11 protein-coding genes are annotated in these 14,179 nt (G+C 46.6%); 6 read left to right on the forward strand and 5 right to left on the reverse strand.

What is annotated here, in order from left to right; genetic code table 11:
- Positions 1-62 precede the first annotated feature (62 nt).
- The 3 genes from ACP4IT_RS01420 to ACP4IT_RS01430 all read right to left on the reverse strand — a co-directional run bounded on the left by ACP4IT_RS01420 (position 63) and on the right by ACP4IT_RS01430 (position 4,905).
- Positions 63-1,757, reverse strand: a complete 1,695-nt coding sequence (locus tag ACP4IT_RS01420; RefSeq protein ID WP_011667075.1) for an oleate hydratase — start codon at positions 1,755-1,757, stop codon at positions 63-65.
- A gap of 229 nt (positions 1,758-1,986) precedes the next feature.
- Entirely contained in the window at positions 1,987-2,739 is a 753-nt protein-coding gene (locus ACP4IT_RS01425; protein ID WP_011667074.1) for a hypothetical protein, read from the reverse strand.
- 225 nt (positions 2,740-2,964) lie between these two features.
- Complete coding sequence (locus ACP4IT_RS01430) at positions 2,965-4,905, reverse strand: acyltransferase family protein (RefSeq protein WP_011667073.1); 1,941 nt, start codon at positions 4,903-4,905, stop codon at positions 2,965-2,967.
- 470 nt (positions 4,906-5,375) lie between these two features.
- On the opposite strand from ACP4IT_RS01430, the gene add reads away from it, so the two are divergent.
- The 5 genes from add (at position 5,376) to ACP4IT_RS01455 (ending at position 11,133) form a co-directional block, all read left to right on the forward strand.
- A complete protein-coding gene (gene add / locus ACP4IT_RS01435) occupies positions 5,376-6,419 on the forward strand; it encodes an adenosine deaminase (RefSeq protein ID WP_082265122.1) in 1,044 nt (347 codons plus the stop codon).
- A gap of 122 nt (positions 6,420-6,541) precedes the next feature.
- Positions 6,542-7,366, forward strand: a complete 825-nt coding sequence (locus tag ACP4IT_RS01440; protein WP_011667071.1) for a phage integrase N-terminal SAM-like domain-containing protein — start codon at positions 6,542-6,544, stop codon at positions 7,364-7,366.
- A 53-nt stretch (positions 7,367-7,419) separates the two neighbouring features.
- Positions 7,420-8,268, forward strand: a complete 849-nt coding sequence (locus tag ACP4IT_RS01445) for a polysaccharide deacetylase family protein (protein WP_011667070.1) — start codon at positions 7,420-7,422, stop codon at positions 8,266-8,268.
- 550 nt (positions 8,269-8,818) lie between these two features.
- On the forward strand, positions 8,819-9,190 hold the full coding sequence (locus ACP4IT_RS01450; RefSeq protein ID WP_047021510.1) for a cupredoxin domain-containing protein: 372 nt from the start codon (positions 8,819-8,821) through the stop codon (positions 9,188-9,190).
- A 17-nt stretch (positions 9,191-9,207) separates the two neighbouring features.
- Positions 9,208-11,133, forward strand: a complete 1,926-nt coding sequence (locus ACP4IT_RS01455) for a copper-translocating P-type ATPase (protein WP_139560000.1) — start codon at positions 9,208-9,210, stop codon at positions 11,131-11,133.
- Positions 11,134-11,235: 102 nt separating this feature from the next.
- Here the strand turns inward: ACP4IT_RS01455 and ACP4IT_RS01460 are convergent, their stop codons facing one another.
- Positions 11,236-12,081, reverse strand: coding sequence for an aldo/keto reductase (locus tag ACP4IT_RS01460; RefSeq protein ID WP_011667066.1), 846 nt, complete (start codon positions 12,079-12,081; stop codon positions 11,236-11,238).
- 123 nt (positions 12,082-12,204) lie between these two features.
- Entirely contained in the window at positions 12,205-13,470 is a 1,266-nt protein-coding gene (locus tag ACP4IT_RS01465) for a D-alanyl-D-alanine carboxypeptidase family protein (protein ID WP_156646537.1), read from the reverse strand.
- 248 nt (positions 13,471-13,718) lie between these two features.
- Here ACP4IT_RS01465 and ACP4IT_RS01470 point away from each other — a divergent pair, with 248 nt between their 5' ends.
- Positions 13,719-14,165 carry a CopY/TcrY family copper transport repressor gene (locus ACP4IT_RS01470; RefSeq protein WP_011667064.1) on the forward strand — a complete coding sequence of 149 codons (447 nt, stop codon included), beginning with the start codon at positions 13,719-13,721 and terminating at the stop codon, positions 14,163-14,165.
- Positions 14,166-14,179: the final 14 nt, after the last annotated feature.

Raw genomic sequence — 14,179 nt, forward strand, 5'->3', positions numbered from 1 at the left:
CAGAATCAGACAGATTCTAGGGAGGTCCTATTTTTTTTGACCGCAACTCGCTAGTCTAGCGTTTAGCTAAACATCCGGCGCGTGGCCTTCAACAACGTCTTCGGATCTTTATCATAACGCGGCGTCTTGACCAAATGATCCATGGAAATACCCGCAAAGTGATAGGCAGCAATTTCACCTGAACGAACCGCACTTTGCTCCGTGAAAATCATCTGATACGGTTGTTCTGCAAACTCACCCGTAAAGGCAAGATTGGTCGAGTGTGCTGGAATCACTTCCGGCCGATCGGTCTTAGCCCGATTATTAAATAAGGCCGAGGCATATGGCATGTGCACTGGAATATTATTAATAATACTGTCTAAAATTTCTGCTTCCTTGTGCTTAATATTATCAGGTCCTGGGTCAACTTTAGACAATTGACCAATCAACTCTTGTGCCATTTCTTTCCCAGTCATCTTAATGTACTGTTTGTGGACAAACTCTCCAGTCCGTCGTGGGTAAAGGAAGTATCCCCAAATAACTGTTTCATTAGGCTTTTGCGTCGTGAAATGTGGTTGATGGTGCACCACAATCGACATATTAACATCCTTTTGCCCCAGCTTAGTGATTGGCGTCGTAGACAGGAAGGAATTCAGGGCATTCCCAGGCATCTGTGTGGTGATCCGTGTAATTTCGTTTAACAACAAGTGATTCTTAGTGGTCAGCGTAAAGCTGGTCCATTCGGAATTCTTCCGGTCGTTAAAGAACTTATCTGGCGTGCCTAGATTATAGAAACGTTCCGTGGCTTTCTTCCACAGTGCGGCACTAATCCCGTATTCCATATTTTCCACAGCCGGAGTGTTGTAATCCCCCATGCTAGTGGAATCCGTAATGGACCCGTTTGTGAAGATAACGGCGGTGTCATCGTCAATTAGTACCAATTCTTCGGTGTCATCCGTGGTATTCTTCACGTGAATCCCGGTAACTGTAATCTCATCTTGCATCGGACTATCGGCAAATTCCCAATCAGTGACAATCCGGTTACCAATAAAGGTGACACCTTGACCTTTCAGGTAATTAATCAGTGGTAGCATCATGCTTTCGAACTGATTGTACCGCGTCCGGTTAACTCCGACTAAATGTTCAATTTGCGTAAATTCATAAATCATTTGGTGCATGTAACGGCGCAGTTCCTGCGCTGAACTTTCTACCCGAAAGGCGAAAGTCGTTTCCCACATATACCAAAAGTTAGTCTGGAACATGTGCGGGTCGTCCTTAAAGTATTCGGCGATCGTGACATTATCCAACTTTGTTTCTTCGTCATCTGGCATCAAAACCAGCTTGGATAACAGCACCCGATCCTTATTGTTCAGACCCAGCTTGCCACCATCAATGATCCCCTTACCCCCTTGGAGTAAACGGGCTTTATCGAACGTCCGGTGATGTGCATCAAAGTCACGCGTATCTTCGGCCGCTGTCATTCCTGGCTCCGTGGTTGACGGGATCCGGTCCAGTAAGTCCATTAAATCAACGTAGGTCCGGTAGTTTAACATCCGACCACCCCGAGCCACATACCCGGTCTGGTTATCTAATGGATGATTCTTATTCCAGTATTCATCCGTGAAGTCGTGTGCTTCCCCACCATCATTGGACCCGTGCATATCGATGCCATAAAAAGTAATCTGATCGCCACGCCAATGGCCTTCTTGAATCAGATAAACTGCTGCGGCCATGTTTGCTAAACCCGCACCAATCATTACTGCTTTTGTCTTTACCATCAAAAAACACCTCCGTAGATTCTTGACTGCATTTTACACACCCATTATGCGTGCTTTGTCAAAGATTGTAAAGCGGTTACTTCGGACACCACAAAACATTAAGAATCCTTAATCTGGCGGGGATTACAACAGGTCATGTTGTAACTATTTGCACTGCTTAATTGCCCCCTCCTCCACGCAAAAAACGGCCACCACTTGGCAGCCGTTTTCAAATAACTCACATTTTAATTTAGTCTGCAGGTACGAACTTGCCGGCCGTTAATTGTGAAGCCACAACCCAACCTTTGCTAGAAACGTACAGGTAGTTCACGTTCTTCTTGTTTTCTTTAACCGTGATCTTCTTAGTTGCGTAGTAAGTCTTGCCACCAGCTAAAGTCCCCTTCTTCGTCAAGGTTACCTTAGCCTTGTCTGCAGCAAACTTGCCGGTAAAGAAAGCCACGCTACCGTTACCCTTGTAGTGGAAAGCTGATTTCTTAAGACTTGTTGCGCTAACCAATGTGTAGGTCTTGCCAGCAACCTTATCTGCAGCTTTCTTGGTAACTTTCTTACCGTCAGCTGCCTTAAAGATTCCCTTGGTCAACTTAGACAAAGCAACCCAGCCCTTGGTCTTGCCATTGGATGTCTTCACGTAAACATACGTTACATTCTTAGCCTTGGCTGTCTTAGCTGCCTTGGTCTTAACCACAATCTTCTTCGTTGCGTAGTACGTCTTTTGCCCAGTCAATGAGCCTTTCTTCGCCATAGTTACTTTAGCTTTATCTGCAGCGAATGCGGCACTATACAGTGCTGGACTGCCACTCTTAACGTGGAAAGCCGCTTTTTTCATACTCTTTGAGCTAACCAACGTTAATGTGGTTTTCTTAGCCGCGGTCTTTGTCGCTGCTAAAGCTGTTGCGCTCCCGTTAGTTGGTGCAATCGCCCCTACACCTAATGGTAATACCATGGCTGCCGCTGCAGCAATCATTGCAACTTTCTTCATCATAACAATTACCCCCCGTAGATTATATGTCCGAACCCATCTCTGAATTCACAGATATCATAGCACATCTCTCCTCGGACAACCGACTTGACTACTCGAAAGTCGTCCTGAATGTGCAAAAACACTGATCCACTAGTAAATTCAGGCAACAAACCTTGACTTCCCCAAATGAGTGCGCCCACTAAAAAAGCGTAGATGCTAAATATCTTAGCACTTACGCTTTTAATCTCACGCTTTCGTTTCCTTAGCAATCGCTTTGGCAATTAGTGATGTAAAGTAACGATTACCCTGATTATTCGGGTGAACATGATCACTCACAAACCAACTACTATGTGTCTTCGCAGTTGTGTACCAATCAATAACGTGGACATTTTTATACTTAGCCGCCGTTTTTGCAATTCGGTTATTTACTGAATCTTGCCATTCACGGGTTGGGACGTGCGCCGTCACCCAGAAGATTTGGTGATCGGTACCAATTGCGTGCACAATATCATCAGCCTGCTGAGGCGTCACATAACCATTAGTCCCAATATTCACTAAGACATTCTTGGCTAGTTCACCCCGCTGAGCAAGGCTGTGAATGACTCCCGGAACCGCATCAGCTTGCCGACCAACGGCCCCATCTACAACCGCCCCCGGAAAGACTTGTTGCAAGTCACCAGAGTCGTCCAGCAACACGGAATCGCCGACCGCCGTTAACGGTGTCTGTTTGCTAATTCGTAGTTCATCAACCGATAAGAAGTACGTTTTCGCAATCTTTTTATCCGCTTTGGATAACTTCGCTAAAGCCGCAGCCTTATCATGCTTTCGTTGCGAGGCCGCTTTTGCCAAAGCACGTTGTTTCTTGGCCGCCGCGGCATTCTTTTTCTTAGCCGCTGCTTGTCTTGCCGTAATCGTCTTTTGTAACGCTGTCGGTTGTGCGCTAGCTGGTTGTTGAACGAAACCCACAGCCGATAAACTAAACAGTAAGGCAGCAACCACCCCTAATCCGCTCGCCCAACGATGGCGACTAGGTTGATGGAAATACTGCACCACATCCTGCGTAAGTTGCCCATAATGGTAATGGCGCATTGGATTCTCAATTAACCGGTAACTCAACTCCGTGACCAACATAATCAAGGCCAGCTCAATCAGCGAATTTAGTAACGGGTGATTACCAATATTAACCCGGGCCTCATAAAAAATCATAACGGGAAATTGATACAAGTAAATGCCGTAGCTTCGCTGCCCAATATAGCTGAAGACCGGATTCGTCAACACGCGATTCAAATCACTGCCGGGATGCGCTACCGTTGCCACTAGAATTCCTGACAATAACGTAAACCAGAACATCCCACCACGATAAGTGCTGGCTGCTTGGCCGCTCATATTGAAGAACATCCAGATCAGCATGAGCAGTGACAAGCCACCGGCAATATCCAAAATTAATCGGTGGGCGGAAGTCACTTGCGGATTGAGCTTGTGAGCCGGCCACAAGAAGGCCATCGCCGTGCCAATCAAAATCGCAAACATCCGCGTATCAGTACCATAATAAACCCGGTTCGTATTGGCCGGATCGTATAGAATGGCCATCAACACGGCCGACAGAATGGCTACGCCCAATAAAATAGCGGCTGCTCGTAGTCGCTTACGTAAGAATAAGAGCAAGCCCAGTACCACAAAGGGCCAAACGAGATAAAATTGTCCTTCAATCGACAGTGACCATAAATGTGTGAATGGCGACTCCCCACTAAACCGATCGAAGTAGGATTGTCCGTGCTTAATCTCAAACCAATTGTACCCATAAATGAGATTTGTCAGCACCGTACCACGAATATTTAACAACAGACTCCGCTGAAATAGCGTAATGTAGGCCGTGGTCCCCAGTAACATGGTGACCAGTGCCGGGTAAAGTCGTTTTAGCCGTCTGCCGTAGAAGCCAAGAATATTGATGCCTTGGGTCTTATCCCACTCTTGAATCAGTAAATATGTAATCAGATAGCCCGAAACCACGAAGAAAATCGGAACACCTAAGTACCCCCCTTGAAGTGTTGACGGCGCTAAATGATAGATAATAACCCCTAAGACTGCCAACGTACGAATGCCGTCAAATCCCGTAATATAACGCCGCTTGCCCGCATGCTGACGCCGGACTGCTTCCCGCGTTAGTCGCGTGTAAGATTGTTCCATATCCATTACTCCTTTTTCCACCAAACCGATTACTAAGCTTTTGGTGACACTCCCCCAAATGGTCGTTCGCCAATTTTTAAGCCGCGTTATTTATTTTAGTGTGTTCATAACCAGACTAACAACCAATCTTGTAGCACCTCATGATTTTTCTATCATAAATCACGGCTACAAATCAAATTTCTATTAAGTACTCCCATCATATAATGTTTAGTCAAGTGAAACAACGATTTTCCACTATCTTTATAAATTGTAAAATTTGCCAGTCGGTTAGGCTCACTTCCAACAATTCGGCGTTATTCACTTGTTCAGTCATAATCGCCCAATTCGGTTAGTTTGGTCAATTGCTTAACTTTAGAATGGGAAACAACGAGGTCAGCCTTAAATCCCGACAAATTATCGATCCTAGCTGGCGGTTAACCGCTTTCATGATATACTAGGGACAAGTGTTTAATCGAAGGAGGAGTTCAGTAATGTCTAACGTTAAGCCCTTTACCCCAGAAAATGTCCGCCATTATCCCAAGGTGGAGTTACACTGCCACCTTGATGGTTCCATCTCACTTTCAGCAATCCGGCAAATGGCGGCCGTAACGAACAGCCCCCTACCAGCCGATGACGCCGACCTCCGCCAATTGGTCACGGCCCCGCTAGAAACGACTAGCCTGATTGATTACTTGCAGCGATTCCAAGTGGTTACTGACCTGATGCAAACGCCTGAACAATTGCGAATTGCTGGTTACGATATGGTTCAGACCGCGGCCGAAGATGGACTTATTTACTTAGAGGCTCGCTTTGCCCCAGCAATTTTTACCGCACAAGGTTTAACCGTTAAAGAAGCCATCGCCGCCACACTCGATGGTTTGCATGCTGGTACTCGAGAATTCGGCATCCCAGTCAACGCAATCGTTTGTGCCATGCGCGATCAACCCCTAGCGGACTGTATCGCGGTCTTTAAGACGGCAGCCGATTTTGCCGACCAAGGCGTTGTTGGCCTAGACTTTGCTGGCGATGAAGCCAACCATCCCGCCATTGACTTGGCACCCGCAGTGAAGGCTGGGTTAGCCACTGGCCTGCCATTTACCCTTCATGCTGGAGAAGCCGGTCCCGTGGACAATGTGGCGGTCTCACTAACGCTCGGTGCGCGACGAATTGGACATGGCGTTCACATGAGCGGTTTCCCGGCAACGATCAACCAAGCCAAACGAGCTGGTGCCACCATTGAAATGTGTCCCACCAGTAATGTCCAAACTAAAGCGGTTGCCGATTATGCCGCCTTTCCGCTAGCTGAATTTCTCAGTGCCGGATTAAAAGTCACCTTAAATACGGATGATCGCACCGTTTCTGATGTCACGCTCACCAGTGAAATCATGCGAATGCACGATGAATTCGGTCTTAACTGGTCTTTACTGGAGCAGTTGACCCTCAATGCTATCGACGGTGCCTTTCTCAACGATCCGGCTAAAGAAAAACTCCGTGAACGCGTGCGGGCCGCTGCAAGTACGGTGAGCCAAGCATAGTAAAAAACAACAGACTGACCGCTGCTCTCATCAGTGAGGGCTAGCGGTCAGTTTTTCATTTTTAACTACTGTCTTAGATTTGCTATAATCAGGCTAAACATGCTTGAAAGTGAGGTAAACCAATGTCTGTCGACTATCCCTATCAGGATGCCTTTGATCGTCTACTCGACCAGCGTGACATGGCTACGGCCACTCATGATGAGTACACGGCAACATTAAAGGACTTTTTCCACTACTTAGAAAACTTCAATCCAACTTATCAACGTACCCATCAAGTCAATCAGCTGCAAACAACCGACGTCCAGCAGTATTTAAGTATGTTGGTAACGGCTCGTCAAATTAAAAATCAAACTTACAATAAGATTCTTTCCCATCTCAACGTCTACTTCAAATTTCTTTTTTCTCATCAATGGACCCCTTATTTGCCCACACTGGACCTTAAAAGCAAACCCAAGCAACCCGCTCAACCAATTAATTATCAATGGGTCGACAACCTTGAAACCTTTTTGCGTGATGAACGCCTCCACGTATACACCCGATTGACCCTCTTATTAATTGCCCAAGGCTATCCGGAACAGGCTTTCTTAAAGCCCGGCATGACCGCTCAACTACAGCCTACTAACTGGTCGCCAGCTGCCCGTCAGTTTCTCAAGCGATTTCAGGCCTTCATTATTCCCTTACAACAACGGTTCCAGTGCCCCGATTGGTTTTTGAAACAACGCGCAGCGGCCGATCCCCATTTAACGCTACCTGGTTTGCATAAGTATTTACGACCAGATGAAGCGATTATTGGCTTTTCTTTGAGTCCCACCGTTTTATACCAAGGTTATTTAATTAACTATCTTCGGCGTAACCCCCAAAAAACTGATCAGGAGGTCATTGCCGCCCTGCATCTGCCACCGGATTCGATCGATTATTATCGTCGATTGGCCCAACGTGCCGATTAATTTTCCTTTTTGAAAGTGATCCCCTTATAATGAAATTATTGGGGGACACTATCATGCAAAAAAAATTCGGGTATTTAGGTGGTTGTTTGGTACTCATCATTGCCATCATCGTGGGGGTTGGACTTCGTCAACGATCTACCCATCAAGTGACACCAGCAACTGCCCATCGTCCGGTTACACAAACCAGTCACGTTAAAACAACTCACGTTGCCACGACTAAACCGTGGATCAAACTTAAACGACCACTTCAGTTACCAATTCTGATGTATCACAGTATCTCTAGCGGCAATAATTTACGCGTGCCCAAGCAACAGTTCGTTCAAGAACTAACGTATTTAAAACAGCATCACTACCGCACCCTCACTGCGACCGAAGCAATTCGGGCTTTAAAGACCAATACCATTCCGCAAAAGAAAGTCGTCTGGCTAACCTTAGATGATGCGTATAAAGACAATACAAAAATTATGGCAACCCTGAAAAAGGATCATTTTCACGCGACCATCAATGTCATCACTAGCTTCACCCACAAAACCAATCATCTGTCATTGGCCCAACTTAAACAGATGAAAGCAACCGGCCTAGTTGATTTTGGTAGCCACACCGTTCATCACCTCGACCTCAATGCCTTAACAACGGCCCAGCAACGAACGGAAATAATTAACTCCAAATCATGGCTGGATCAGCACCTCCACCAAACGACCACCCTCTTATGTTACCCCGCCGGTCGCGCCAACGCGGCTACTCATAAATTAGCTAAACCGGCAGGGTATCAACTGGCGTTAACAACGCAAGAAGGCTTGGCAAGCTTACATGAAGGTCGCTATAATCTATCCCGGCTACGCGTAACACCGGGGATCAGTACGGCCACCTTTGCGACGTTGATTAACGTTCATCATTCATAAGCTTCCTAATGACCCCGACGATTGTTCGGGGTTTTTTGGTAGCCGCTGGTTATTTCAGCATAAAAATGTAAGCGGTACCTATTGTGACATGATGCGGTTCAGCGTACAATAGAGGTAGTTAAACCATACACAAGGAGGTCTTTTCCATGGGGAGCATAGTAACGTTAGTGACTTGGTCAGCAATGATCGTGTTAATTGGTGCGGAAATCATTCGGGGGATCTTTATGTTTCGGGGTTAAGTTCAGTCATAAATAATAATAGATCGTCGCGATCCATTCAGCAGGTATTGAAGCTGAACGGATCGCTTTTTAATTACCCCTGCACTGAAGATAAGTAACCAATCAGCCACCTGGCTTCAGATTTTTATCGTTGACAGATGTAAACGATGGCGATATACTAATTTCGTTGATTAGGATTACATTTGTAAACAAGAAACTTGGTTTAGTCGTTTAGCGATTCGACCGAATTAAGTCATTAGGTGATTACCGCCATTTTTAGTGTCACTTATCGTCTTCCTCATACTTATCTAGACTGAAAGGACTGGTTTATCATGCTCAAACTAACTGTACTCATTGTTGGTCTCTTAATTATTGGTTTTATTCTTTGGTGGTTCTTTGGTCCCCACCACGCCACTACCGTCACTGCCGCCACCCATGGGCAAACCCAAAATATCGATATTGAAGTCAATGGTGGCTACTCGCCCGAAAATATCGTGCTCAAACAAGGTATCCCGGCGACGCTAAGTTTTGTTCGTCAAGACGCGTCCAGTTGTTTGGACCACGTCATCTTCGCCGATTTTGGCATTAACCAAGAACTTCCACGTCATCAAAAGGAAGTCATTCACATTGATACTAGTAAGCCTGGTAACTTTCAATGGGCTTGTGGTATGGATATGTTCCACGGTAACTTAACGATCAAATAAAAAGGAGTTGGCCACGGTTGTCAATCACTAACCGTTTTTGGATTTCACTCATCTTCTCCTTGCCGATGTTGGCTGGTATGATTTTAATGCCATTCGGCTGGATGCTGCCAGGCGGGGCTTGGACCCAACTTGGGTTAACCACTGTCATCATGCTACTATCGGCCGGCCCCTTTATTCAAAGCGCTTGGGCCTCGTTCACCAAGCACCACGCTAACATGGATACACTAGTCGCTATTGGAACGGCAACGGCCTACTTTTACAGTATCTATGCGATGGTGACCCACCAAGCCGTCTTTTTTGAAAGTGCTGCTTTTGTCACAACGTTTGTTCTTCTCGGACAAGTCTTTGAGGAAAAAATGCGGCACAATGCCTCTAATGCCGTTGAAAAACTGGTTAACTTGCAAGCCAAAGACGCTGAGGTACGCCGTGGCGATCACTTTGTCAAGGTGCCCCTCGCTGCTGTCAAATTAGGTGACACCATTCGCGTGAAACCCGGCCAAAAGATCCCGGTTGATGGGACGATCGTTAAGGGCAGCTCCAGCGTTGACGAATCAATGGTGACGGGGGAAAGTATGCCCGTTACCAAAACGGTATCCGATCCTGTCATCGACTCGACACTAAACAACACCGGTACCTTCTGGTTTAAGGCAGATAAAATTGGGGATCAAACCCTACTATCGCAAATTGTCGACCTGGTAAAAAAGGCCCAAAATAGTCACGCCCCCATCCAAAAATTAACGGATAAGGTCTCCGACATCTTTGTGCCGGTTGTCTTGATTCTGGCAATTGCTACGTTCCTCGCCTGGTACGTTCTGTTGAATGCCAGCCTCGCTAATGCACTGATCTTTGCAGTCTCCGTTGTCGTTATTGCCTGCCCATGTGCGCTGGGTTTAGCGACGCCCACGGCCTTAATGGTTGGCACAGGACGCGGCGCTAAAATGGGGATTCTTATCAAAAATGGGGAGGTTCTGGAAGCCGTTAACGACGTTCAGACCGTTGTTTTTGACAAGACAGGCACACTCACTGTCGGCAAGCCCCAAGTCACCGATATCATTGGGGATTCAAAGCAGGTCCTTCGAATTGCTGCTAGTCTAGAGGACTCATCAGAACACCCATTGGCAGCAGCAATTTTAGCTAAGGCTAAAGCTGACAACATCTCCACGCTTCCGGTTGAGAACTTCACTGCGATTGAGGGTAAGGGAGTTGCCGCAACCATTAGTGGTCAACAAGGAGTCGTGGGTAACCAGAAACTCTTAGGCGATCTGACCTTTAACAAGCAGTTACAACAACAGGAAACCCGACTGCAAAACGAGGCCAAAACTGTGGTATTTGTGGGTCTGGATGACCGCATTATCGGGTTGATCGCCATTCAAGATGCCCCTAAACCAACCTCAAAAGAGGCCATTGCAGCCTTACGTGCACGTGGTCTAAGAACCGTCATGCTAACAGGAGATAATCAACGGGTAGCCCAGGCTGTCGCGCAACAAATTGGGATTGATGAAGTGATTGCCGATGTCTTACCAGGCGATAAGGCCGCCCAGATTAAGCAATTCCAACATGATGGCAAAGTGGCCTTTGTCGGTGATGGTATCAACGATGCGCCAGCACTGACGACAGCCGACGTCGGTATTGCAATGGGGTCCGGCACAGATATTGCCATTGATTCTGGTGGCATTGTCTTAGTCAAAAACGACTTACGTGACGTCGATAAGGCCTTGGCGTTGAGCCAAAAAACGTTTAGTCGTATTAAACTAAACCTCTTCTGGGCCTTCATCTATAACGTCCTTGGTATTCCCGTGGCGGCAGGTGTCTTCTTCGCGATTGGCTTATCACTCAGTCCTGAACTGGCTGGTCTAGCAATGGCGTTTAGCTCCTTATCCGTCGTGGCAAGCTCCGTCTTGTTAAATCGATCTAAGCTCACGACCACTATCAGTGGTGCTTAATAAACGAAGACCCCCCGCAGTTACTGGCGATGATGCCCAGTAACTGCGGGGGGTCTTTTTTTATCACTTTATGCGGTTTGCTTAAAATTTAGGCAATCTTAGTTAATCACCGACTGGATGCCAACCGTTATTATCAGTCAGGCGATTTAAGAACGCCATATCCTGTTCATTAATCGTAAAGTCCAACTGCGCATTAGCTTGTACATGAGCCATTGACCGGGCCTTAGGGAGTGGTGCCACCCCATTTTGAATGACAAACCGTAACGCTAATTGTGGAATCGAGACCCCATAGTTACCAGCTACCCGTTCTAGCTCTGGACTATCCACCAAACCACCCGTTGCCAAGGGTGAATAAGCTTGAACGACAATCTCATTTGCCGTTGCTGTATCGACAATTGAGGCCTGAGTGTAACCGACATAGTATTGAATTTGATCAACAGCGGGCTTAACCGTTAAGCCATCCCAGGTCAGCAAATTGTTGAGGTCATGGGAATTAAAGTTAGACACCCCAATTGCTTTAGCTCGACCGCTCTGATAAATCGTCTGCATCGCACGCCAAACCTCACGATTTTCAGCATCATGGTTGGAACCCATTTGGGCCCACGGCCACGGCGCATGAATAATGTAAGAATCAACATAGTCTAAGTCTAACGCAGCTAAGCTACTTTCGAAATCGGCTAACGTTTCATCATAAGTCTTGGATTCAGCGGGTAATTTTGTCTGAATAAAGAGGTCTTCTCGGGCGACATCACTGTCACGAATTGCCTCACCAACGCTCGCTTCATTGCGATAAGCCTTCGCCGTATCAATAAATCGATAGCCAGCTGTTAATGCGCGACTAACCGCTTCATAGGTTTCTTGACCCGGCTTCGTTTGCCACGTCCCAAAACCAACCTTGGGCATCTCTAGACCATTGTTCAACGCAAAGGTTTCTGTAATTGTTGTCATCCAAAAGTCCTCCTTTAATCGTTCATAATGCCATCTTACCCCCTTCGTCCCACACGAAGGCAACTCAAAACATCTACTTATCAAAAAAGGACTGGTTATTTCCAGTCCCTGAGTCCTTGTAGATTAGGTCGTAAAAATCTGAGCCATCGGTTTAACCAAGACCGTTAATAACGGATCGGTCTGATCAGTTTGTTGAAACACGACCCGATCAGCAAATAATGTGGCTGTTTGAGCCGCTTGATACGTGATTTGTTGCTGCACACCGGCTTGCCGGTCGGTGACGGTCGCTTGCGCAACAGGATCACCCGCCGATACCACTCCCCGACGTAGTTGTTGTGCCGTTAATCGGGTTTGCACCGCTGTGGTCAAGCCACCAGCTTGCGTCCGATACCACACCCCTGCCTGCTGGGAAGTTGGTGCCGCAGTGACGGTCGTTGCCAAACCATTGCCTAGCTGAATCTGCCGACTGGTTAGCGCGGTAGTCTCCAGTCGATAGCTCTGTTTGAGTTGTTTAATTAACTTGTTCATTGCTGAGAAAGTTGTGTCACCACCCAGAATGGTGGCAATCATCCGCTGCCCATTCACGGTATAGGTCGCCGTAAAACATAACTTCGCATTCTCAGTATAGCCGGTCTTCAGCCCATCAATGTGACTCGCCTTTTTGTACTGTGATTTACCGGGCAAACAACTATTCTCATTATAAATTTTGGTGCCATTAATAGTGGCCTGCGTCTTGCTAGCAACCGCTGTTATCGTTGGGTCAGCAGCCAGTAAGTGTTGGGCCACCACGGTGATGGCTTTCGCAGAGACCAAGTTCTCTTCCTTTTTTCCAGTTCCAGCTAATACCAAATGATAATCCTTCAAATCCGTATTATCCAGGCCCGATGAACTGATAAAATGGGCATCGATTCCCCAGTCTCGACTCTGTTGATTCATTAACTGAATAAATTTTGCATTACTTCCGGCAACGTACTCGCCTAAAGCCGTAGCCGCGCTATTGGACGATGCAATCATCGCCGCCGCTACTAACTGACGAACCGTAAAGCTTTCACCCTTTTTCATCCGCAATGACGAATACGTATAGCTATGACTGAGCTTTAACAAGTCTTGACTCATGGGCACGTTATCCGTCCATTTAATTTGCCCATCATTAATGGCCTTCACTGTTAAGTAAACGGTCAGCAACTTGGACAGTGAGGCAATCGGATACTTTTTATTGGCATTTTGTTGGTAAAGTACCTGACCGCTCTGCGCATCCATGACGTAGGCCGCCCGCGCAGCCACCTTAGATACCGTCTTGGTTGCCGCAGCACTAGCGGTTGGTCCACCACCAAGTAGGCTACCGATAAGGCCCAGTACGGCCCCCCACCGTAACCAGCGTTTTAACATCTTCACGTGTTAAACGCCCCTTTCCGTAACACAATTTTTTTAATCGTTTATCTTTTTTTGATTGACGTAACTCGTATTATACAAAAATAATCTTTAAAAAGGCATAGTGCTAAACTATTTTTGCCGAAACTTTAATTTATTATTAGCACATTTGTAAAAAAGTCTCCTGCTTGACACATCATGACTACAGATGTAGACTCAAGTCAGTTATTAAAGATTACATTTGTAGTCTAAGGGGGGAGTCACTTATGTCAAATACAACATTAACCGTCTCCATTTCCGACGCCGAATGGCGGGTCATGCGGATTGTGTGGACGTTAAATCAGGCCGATAGTCATACCATCATTGAACTTCTTGAGCGCCAACACGACTGGAAAGCCCCGACGATTAAGACCTTAATTGGACGTCTGGTCAAAAAAGGCGCCTTGGCAACCACCAAACAAGGCCGTCAATATATCTACACACCACTTATCGATGAACAAACGGCCATGGACACGGCCCTACAAACCGAGCTTGATCAGATGTGTGCGATGCACCGCGGCAAAGCTTTGACCCACGTATTAGAACAAACTGAACTGAGTCAAACGGATATTCAACAGTTAATTGGGACACTAACCCAGAAGCTACCACAGGCGCCTCAAATGGTCGACTGTGACTGTTTACCAGCAGATTGTGAAGGGAGCTGTGAATCATGAAAGAACACGAAATG

The sequence above is a fragment of the Levilactobacillus sp. LN180102 genome (assembly GCF_050106635.1).
GTDB classification, from domain to species: Bacteria; Bacillota; Bacilli; order Lactobacillales; family Lactobacillaceae; genus Levilactobacillus; species Levilactobacillus brevis.

Coding starts and splice junctions, on each gene's coding strand:
- add (WP_082265122.1), top strand. CDS start 5,376: ATGTCTAACGTTAAGCCCTTTACCCCAGAAAATGTCCGCCATTATCCC.
- ACP4IT_RS01425 (WP_011667074.1), bottom strand. CDS start 2,739: ATGATGAAGAAAGTTGCAATGATTGCTGCAGCGGCAGCCATGGTATTA.
- ACP4IT_RS01440 (WP_011667071.1), top strand. CDS start 6,542: ATGTCTGTCGACTATCCCTATCAGGATGCCTTTGATCGTCTACTCGAC.
- ACP4IT_RS01470 (WP_011667064.1), top strand. CDS start 13,719: ATGTCAAATACAACATTAACCGTCTCCATTTCCGACGCCGAATGGCGG.
- ACP4IT_RS01420 (WP_011667075.1), bottom strand. CDS start 1,757: ATGGTAAAGACAAAAGCAGTAATGATTGGTGCGGGTTTAGCAAACATG.
- ACP4IT_RS01460 (WP_011667066.1), bottom strand. CDS start 12,081: ATGACAACAATTACAGAAACCTTTGCGTTGAACAATGGTCTAGAGATG.
- ACP4IT_RS01465 (WP_156646537.1), bottom strand. CDS start 13,470: ATGTTAAAACGCTGGTTACGGTGGGGGGCCGTACTGGGCCTTATCGGT.
- ACP4IT_RS01450 (WP_047021510.1), top strand. CDS start 8,819: ATGCTCAAACTAACTGTACTCATTGTTGGTCTCTTAATTATTGGTTTT.
- ACP4IT_RS01430 (WP_011667073.1), bottom strand. CDS start 4,905: ATGGAACAATCTTACACGCGACTAACGCGGGAAGCAGTCCGGCGTCAG.
- ACP4IT_RS01445 (WP_011667070.1), top strand. CDS start 7,420: ATGCAAAAAAAATTCGGGTATTTAGGTGGTTGTTTGGTACTCATCATT.